Origin of the sequence: Nocardia sp. NPDC057440 (genome assembly GCF_042802915.1) — a bacterium.
In the GTDB taxonomy this organism is placed as follows: domain Bacteria; phylum Actinomycetota; class Actinomycetes; order Mycobacteriales; family Mycobacteriaceae; genus Nocardia.
The window spans coordinates 65099-72689 of record NZ_JBHVDF010000010.1 but is presented as its reverse complement, the minus strand read 5'-3'; the positions used below and the strand labels follow the sequence as shown (position 1 = coordinate 72689).

The window sequence follows — 7591 nt, the reverse complement described above, 5'->3', positions numbered from 1 at the left end:
TCTGGACCCGCGACTCCCCGGGGGACGGGGTTATCTCATTACGTACCCCGTACCCCGCGAACCCCCCCCCCCACCGCCTCCACACCCGACTCGCCCCGCGCCCGGACGTGCGCGGCCGCGGTCCGCGCGAGATGGACGGCGATCCGGCGCAGCTCGGCCTCGTCGCCTGCGGGCGTCGAGAGGGCTTCAACAGTGGTCGACGGGGCTTCGACAGTGACTGGCGACGTGGTTTTCAGCACGGCCTCCATCGCATCACAGATCCTCGCCGAACGCGCAGCAGCGCACGCTATTACTCTTGTCGTGCACGACACAGCGCCGTCGTCGGGCACACGCTCATTCACGTGCCTCGCGGCCGTGGCGGGACTGTGCGGCGGCGTCATCATCACACCGGCCAGCACAGGGAACGAGGGAATCGCCATGTCCGCTCGGGGGCACGCATTCGGTATCGATATCGGTGGCAGCGGCGTCAAGGGCGCCGCGGTGGATCTGGCCACCGGTGCGCTCGTCCATGAGCGGATCAAGATCGCGACACCGTATCCGTCGACACCGCAGGCGGTCGCCGACACGGTGGCCAAGGTCGTCGCTCAGGCCGATTGGGACGGTCCGGTCGGCATCACGCTGCCGTGCGTGGTGCTCGACGGCGTCGCACGCACCGCGGCCAATGTCGACAAGGCCTGGATCGGCACCGACGCGCGTGCGCTGTTCTCCGCCGCGCTCGGCGGCCGGGAGGTCACCGTGCTCAACGACGCGGACGCGGCCGGCCTGGCCGAAGATCGTTATGGCGCGGCAAAGGATTTCGCCGGGCTGGTGCTGCTGCTGACCTTCGGCACCGGCATCGGCTCCGCGCTGATCTTCCACGGCACGCTGGTGCCCAACAGCGAATTGGGCCATCTCGAGATCGGCGGCATGGAGGCCGAGCATCGGGCCGCCGCGTCGATCAAGGACCGTGACGGCCTGTCCTACGAGCAGTGGGCGGCGGAGGTGAGCACAGTGCTGAGCAGTCTGGAGAATCTGTTCTGGCCGACGGTGATCGTCGCAGGTGGCGGCATCAGCCGCGATGCGGACCAGTGGATTCCTTTGCTGACCAATCGAACTCCGGTGATTCCCGCGGATCTACGCAATACCGCGGGCATCGTCGGCGCGGCGATGGCCATCGACGCGGGCATCGCGCCGTGACGCGGCGCGGCGTTTTGAGCGCCGAGCCGAGGTTCCGAGGAACCGCCAATGCGACAGGTGGGCATGGGTACCCTGGTTCGATCGTTACAATGGAAAGTACTCCGGCCGCGAGCCGGAAACCCCCAGCCCGGCACTCCGCCGGTGAAACCCGACAGACCGCTCCGCCGGAACACCACTCTGGCGTGACGCCGCACGAGACCGTCACGAAAGGGCGTACGTGGTAGCCACGACCCGTCAGACCGCCGACTCGGCCGAGGCCGACTCCGCAGATGTAACCGAAGCACGGCCGGTCCGCAAGGCTGCTGCGAAGAAGGCCCCGGCGAAGAAGGCCGCAGCCAAGAAGGCTCCGGCCAAGAAGGCCGCTGCCAAGGCGCCCGCAAAGAAGGCCGCGGGCAAGAAGGCCGACGGCGAGCCCGGCGAGGAAAACCTCGACGAGGAGTCGCTCGATCTCGAGGACCTCGGCGATCTGGAGGTGTCCGAGGACGACCTCGTCGAGGAGGAGGTCGTCGACGACCCCGCCGAGGAGGTCGCCGACGACGAAGCCGAGGCCGAGCCGACGGCAGCCGACAAGGCTTCCGGCGACTTCGTCTGGGACGAGGAGGAATCAGAGGCACTGCGGCAGGCCCGCAAGGATGCCGAGCTCACCGCCTCGGCGGACTCGGTGCGTGCCTACCTCAAGCAGATCGGCAAGGTCGCGCTCCTCAACGCCGAGGAGGAGGTCGAACTCGCCAAGCGGATCGAGGCCGGCCTCTACGCGGCGGAAAAGGTGCGCGAGTTCGCCGAGCAGGGTGAGAAGCTGCCGGTCGCCATGCGCCGCGACTACACCTGGATCGTGCGCGATGGCAACCGCGCCAAGAACCACCTGCTGGAAGCCAACCTGCGCCTGGTTGTCTCGCTCGCCAAGCGCTACACCGGTCGCGGCATGGCGTTCCTGGATCTGATCCAGGAGGGCAACCTCGGCCTGATCCGCGCGGTGGAGAAGTTCGACTACACCAAGGGCTACAAGTTCTCCACGTACGCCACCTGGTGGATCCGGCAGGCCATTACCCGCGCCATGGCCGACCAGGCCCGCACCATCCGTATCCCGGTGCACATGGTCGAGGTCATCAACAAGCTCGGTCGCATCCAGCGCGAGCTGCTCCAGGATCTGGGCCGTGAGCCCACTCCGGAGGAGCTGGCCAAGGAAATGGACATCACGCCGGAGAAGGTGCTGGAGATCCAGCAGTACGCCCGTGAGCCCATCTCGCTGGACCAGACCATCGGTGACGAGGGTGACAGCCAGCTCGGTGACTTCATCGAGGACTCCGAAGCCGTTGTCGCGGTCGACGCGGTGAGCTTCACGCTGCTGCAAGATCAGCTGCAGTCGGTGCTGGAGACGCTGTCGGAGCGTGAGGCGGGCGTGGTCCGGCTGCGCTTCGGTCTGACCGACGGCCAGCCGCGCACACTCGACGAGATCGGCCAGGTGTACGGAGTTACCCGTGAGCGCATCCGGCAGATCGAGTCGAAGACCATGAGCAAGCTGCGCCACCCCAGCCGCTCTCAGGTGCTGCGGGACTACCTCGACTAGATCGAAACGGTTCCGACAGGCCCGTATCCGCTCGGCGGATGCGGGCCTGTTTCGTTATCCGGCCGCTAACCAATTTCGGTTTCAACCAAACCATGAAGTGACCGAAACCACTTCTGCGGATTGAATTTTCGAGACTCGAGCCGCGCATTCCTGCCGTATCGTCTGACCCGCTGTCGTTTCAATAGCCGGATGTTCTTACTCCGGTACAGGGGGCGTTACGTGCTAGATATTCATCATTTCAGTTACGGGTTGCTCACCCCACTTCTGGCCTACACCATGTCCGTTACCGGATGCCTGCTCGGATTGCAGTGCGCCGCAAGGGCACGCACCGGAGACAGCCGCGGCGGCTGGATCGTCGCCGCCGCGATCTCCATCGGCGGCACCGGCATCTGGGTCATGCATTTCATTGCGATGCTTGGCTTTTCGATCCGCGGCACCGAGATTCGCTATGACGTCCCACTCACTCTGTTGAGCGCGGTCACCGCGATGGCGGTGGTCGGCATCGGACTGGTCATCGTGATCAGGCCGCAGCCGACAGTGCTCGGCCTGCTGACAGGCGGGAGCTTCACCGGCATCGGGGTCGGTGCGATGCACTACACCGGGATGTACGCGATGAAGTCGGACGCGAACATCGCCTACGACTCGACGCTGGTTGCGCTATCGATGGTGATCGCCGTCGTCGCCGCGACTGTCGCGCTCTGGTTCACGTTGCGCGTCACGGGTTTTCTCGCCACCGTCGCCGCGGCGCTGATCATGGGTGTCGCGGTGTGCGGCATGCACTACACCGGGATGGCGTCGATGCACGCGCACCGCAACGACCATGCGATGCCGCCGTCGGGCACCGGCGCGATGGAGCTGATCGCCCCGGTGATCGTGGTGATCAGCGTGGTCAGCATGCTGCTGCTCATCAGCGTCAGCCTCACCGATATCGATCGCAGTATCGAACTGCCGCCACTGAAGCTGAGCAATGTGCGCACGGAAAATGCTGCCGCACGGAGGGTTTCGATCGCGCAGCCCGAGCCGCTGGAGCCCGCGACGGCCTACTGGCCGACCATCGAGATCAGCGACCGGCCTCTATCGAGATGATCTCCCCCGCGTCCACCGCATCGATGCGCGAAGTGTCCTTCAGGTCGACGCCCGACCTGCCGAGCATCCGAGCGCCGGAAACCAAGCCCGCCACCACCTTTGCCGCCTGCGCATAACCCAGCCCCTCCGGCGGGTGGATGTTGGAAATGCAGTTGCGGTCGGCATCGGTCCGGCCCGGCCTCGGCAAGTGGGTCAGGTAGATGCCGAGGCTGTCGGCCACCGACAGTCCCGGCCGCTCGCCGATCAGCACGACAACCGTTGCCACACCCATGAATTCGGCTATGTGGTCACCGAGAGCAACCCGCGCCTGCGTGGCGATCACCGGGGCCGCGATCGAATACCGCGGCGCGAGTTCGTCGATGAGGGCGGCGACCATAGCAGGGCCGTGATCGGTCAGTGCGCGCGGCGAAAGTCCGTCCGCCAGTACGAATCCGAGCTCCGCGCCGCTGTGGGGCACGTGATGCTCGCCTGCCGATGAAGCGGCAGGCACCCGCCCCAAATCGGGCCTGCGCAGGTACTCGGCGCGGTCGCGGGCCCGGCTGCGCACGTGCGCGACGTCCCCCAATCCCAGCGCCGTGATCCGCTCGGCCAATTCGGCCACGCCCAGCGGCATGTGCACCGCATCGCGGGCCGCCGCATGTGCGGCACGAAACTCCAGCACTCGTCCCGTCGGGAGGGCGTCACCGGTGCGGCCGAGTCCGATCCTGGCCTGGGTGGTGCGCCGCAGTTCTTGCCAGAACCGTTGCTCCGCAGCGTAATCCGATCCGATCATCGGCGACGCCACGGCGCCCGCTTCCTGTCGATCGGTACCAGGTACGGCGTCTGCGGGCAGCTCTTCGCCGACCGTGCTCTGCTGGTGGCCCGCCGCCCCGGTGCGGGCAGCGAACTCGGACAGCACAACGACGTCCGCGTCCGCGCTATCGCCGCTCATCGGGTCACCGCCAAGGCGCGCAGCGGCGAGGCGAGCGGCTCGACGGGCAACACGCGACCGGTGGCATCGATCATGCCGAGGCCGTCCAGCCACGCCTCGAACTCCGGCGCGGGCCGCAGCCCGAGCACGCGCCGGGCATACAGCGCGTCGTGGAAGCTCAGGCTCTGATAGCCGAGCATCACGTCGTCGGCGCCGGGCACCGCGATGACGAAGGCGCAGCCCGCCGCACCCAGCAGGGTGAGCAACGTGTCCATGTCGTCCTGGTCGGCCTCGGCATGGTTGGTGTAGCAGACATCGACGCCCATGGGCAGTCCGAGCAGCTTGCCGCAGAAGTGGTCCTCCAGGCCCGCTCTGATGATCTGCTTGCCGTCGTAGAGGTATTCCGGGCCGATGAAGCCGACAACCGTGTTGACCAGGAGCGGGTCCAGGTCGCGTGCCACCGCGTAGGCCCTGGCCTCCAAGGTCTGCTGGTCGACGGCCTTGCCACCGGCGCCCAGGTGCGCGCCCGCCGACAGCGCCGATCCCTGACCGGTTTCCAGGTACATCACGTTGTCGCCGACCGTGCCGCGGCCGAGCGAGCGGCCTGCCTCGTTCGCTTCGCGCAGCAGCGAGATGTTCACCCCGAAGCCCGCATTCGCGCCCTCGGTGCCCGCGATCGACTGGAACACCAAATCCACCGGCGCACCGGCCTCGATCAGCCCCAGCGTGGTTGTCACATGCGACAGCACACAGGATTGGGTCGGAATATCGAAGCGCGTGCGCACCTCGTCGAGCAGATGCAGCAGATCGGCGGTCGCCTGCGGGGAATCGGTGGCGGGATTGATGCCGATCACCGCGTCACCACAGCCGAGCAGCAGCCCGTCGAGCACGGCGGCGGCGATGCCGCGGGGATCGTCGGTGGGATGGTTCGGCTGTAACCGCGTGCCCAACCGCCCCGGCAGGCCGATGGTGGTGCGAAAGCCGGCGGTCACCTCGACGGCACGCGCCACCGCGATCAGATCCTGGTTGCGCATGATCTTGCTGACCGCCGCGACCATTTCCGGCGTCAGGCCCGCCGCGACGGCCGCCAAGGTCACCGCCGCGCCGACGCCCGCCGAGACCTCGAGCAGCCAGTCCCGCAGCCCACCGACGGTGAGATGCGAAATCGGCTGGAAGGCGGTGCGGTCATGGGTGTCGATAATGAGCCGGGTGACCTCGTCGGACTCGTACGGCACGACGGGATCGTTCAGGAACTCCAGCAGCGGCACCTCGGCGAGCGCCCACTGGGCGGCGGCCCGCTCGGCATCGGACCCGGCCGCGCAGCCCGCGAGTTCATCGCCACTGCGCAATGGGGTGGCCTTCGCGAGCAGTTCGACCAGTCCGTCGAAGACATAGGTGGTGGCGCCGAGTTGCTGGGTGTAGCGCGTCATTCGAGTTCCTCTTCCGCGCGGGCCAGCATGGCGAACTCCTCGTCCGGGGAGTTCGCCACCAGCCGGTGGCGGCTGTAGAGGGCGAAATACAGCAAGAAGGCCACGAACGCGGCGAGCGTCCACGATGCGGCCACCGGATCGACGAGGAAGGTGGCAATCACGGCGGCGCAGGCGATCACGAGCGCGAACGCGGTGGTGACGATGCCGCCCGGGGTGCGGTATGGCCGTGGCATGTCCGGTTCGCGGACCCGCAACACGATGTGGCTGACCATCATCAGCACGTAACTCACCGCCGCGCCGAACACGGCCATGTTCAGCAGCATCGCGCCCTCACCGGTCAACGACAGCGCGAAACCGATGGCGCCGGGCACGATCAGCGCAAGCACCGGGGCCTTGCGGTTGTTGGTGACCGAAAGGCCGGTCGGCAAGTAGCCCGCACGCGAGAGCGCGAAGGTCTGGCGGGAATACGCGTACACGATGGAGAAGAAGCTGGCCACCAGGCCCGCGAGCCCGATGTAGTTCACCAGCTTGGCGGCCGATCCGTCGCCGAGCGCCTCGACCAGCGGGTTGCCGGAGGTCGAAATCGCCTGGGCGCCAAGGGCTCCGGTGGCGAGCAAGAGCGCGGCCGCGCCGGTGACGATCAGCACCAGCATGCTGATGATGATGCCCTTGGGCACGTTCTTCTCCGGCTCGCGCGCCTCCTCAGCGGCCAGCGGCACACCCTCGACGGCCAGGAAGAACCAGATCGCGAACGGTATGGCGGCCCAGATGCCGAACACACCGAACGGCAGGAACGACGAGCTGCCCGCGGCGTTGGGATCGGCCGGGATATCGGTTAGGTTGCCCGCGTCGAAAAGTCCCCATGCCGATACCGCGAACACCACGAGACCGACCAGCGCGATGGCGGTGATGACGAACATCGCCTTGAGCGCCTCCCCTGCACCCGTCAGATGCACGCCGATGAAGAGCGCGTACACGGCCAGATACACCCACCAACCGTCGGTGATACCGAACAGATTCAGCGATTCGATGTATGCGCCGATGAAGGTGGCGATGGCGGCGGGCGCGATCGCGTATTCCAGCAGGACCGCGGTGCCGGTGGCGAAGCCGCCCCACGGACCGAGCGCGCGCCGGGCGAAGGTGTAGCCCCCGCCCGCGGTCGGCAGGGCCGCCGACAGCTCGGCCATGCCGAGCACCACCGCCAGATACATGCCCGCGATCACGACGGTGGCGATGAGCAAGCCGCCGAAGCCGCCCTGTGCGATCCCGAAGTTCCAGCCGGAGTAGTCGCCGGAGATCACATAACTCACCCCGAGCCCCGCCAGCAGCACCCACCCCGCCGTGCCGGAGCGCAGCGTGCGCTTGGCCAGATAGTCGTCGCCGGTCGGGCTGCCGACCTTCCCCTCATCGATCGTCATGTTT

At 67.2% G+C, this 7591-nt stretch carries 6 protein-coding genes; 3 read left to right on the top strand and 3 right to left on the bottom strand.

Annotated features, from left to right (window positions below; genetic code table 11):
• Positions 1-417 precede the first annotated feature (417 nt).
• The 3 genes from ppgK (at position 418) to ACFU4Z_RS21305 (ending at position 3829) form a co-directional block, all read left to right on the top strand.
• The gene (gene ppgK / locus ACFU4Z_RS21315) at positions 418-1176 is read left to right on the top strand and encodes a polyphosphate--glucose phosphotransferase (protein WP_379065559.1); all 759 of its coding nucleotides are present in this window, start codon (positions 418-420) and stop codon (positions 1174-1176) included.
• 217 nt (positions 1177-1393) lie between these two features.
• Positions 1394-2743, top strand: coding sequence for an RNA polymerase sigma factor (locus ACFU4Z_RS21310; RefSeq protein ID WP_379065557.1), 1350 nt, complete (start codon positions 1394-1396; stop codon positions 2741-2743).
• A 219-nt stretch (positions 2744-2962) separates the two neighbouring features.
• Positions 2963-3829, top strand: coding sequence for an MHYT domain-containing protein (locus tag ACFU4Z_RS21305; protein WP_379065555.1), 867 nt, complete (start codon positions 2963-2965; stop codon positions 3827-3829).
• Here ACFU4Z_RS21305 and eutC read toward each other — a convergent pair.
• From eutC to eat, 3 genes are all read right to left on the bottom strand, one after another.
• Positions 3804-4601 (bottom strand): ethanolamine ammonia-lyase subunit EutC, encoded by a 798-nt coding sequence (gene eutC / locus ACFU4Z_RS21300; protein WP_379065963.1) that lies wholly within the window; start codon positions 4599-4601, stop codon positions 3804-3806. The genes ACFU4Z_RS21305 and eutC overlap by 26 nt on opposite strands.
• A gap of 155 nt (positions 4602-4756) precedes the next feature.
• Entirely contained in the window at positions 4757-6169 is a 1413-nt protein-coding gene (locus ACFU4Z_RS21295) for an ethanolamine ammonia-lyase subunit EutB (RefSeq protein WP_379065553.1), read from the bottom strand.
• The gene (gene eat, locus ACFU4Z_RS21290) at positions 6166-7587 is read right to left on the bottom strand and encodes an ethanolamine permease (protein WP_379065551.1); all 1422 of its coding nucleotides are present in this window, start codon (positions 7585-7587) and stop codon (positions 6166-6168) included. The genes ACFU4Z_RS21295 and eat overlap by 4 nt, the downstream gene beginning before the upstream one ends.
• Positions 7588-7591 lie beyond the last annotated feature (4 nt).

Coding starts and splice junctions, on each gene's coding strand:
- eat (WP_379065551.1), bottom strand. CDS start 7,587: ATGACGATCGATGAGGGGAAGGTCGGCAGCCCGACCGGCGACGACTAT.
- ppgK (WP_379065559.1), top strand. CDS start 418: ATGTCCGCTCGGGGGCACGCATTCGGTATCGATATCGGTGGCAGCGGC.
- eutC (WP_379065963.1), bottom strand. CDS start 4,601: ATGATCGGATCGGATTACGCTGCGGAGCAACGGTTCTGGCAAGAACTG.
- ACFU4Z_RS21295 (WP_379065553.1), bottom strand. CDS start 6,169: ATGACGCGCTACACCCAGCAACTCGGCGCCACCACCTATGTCTTCGAC.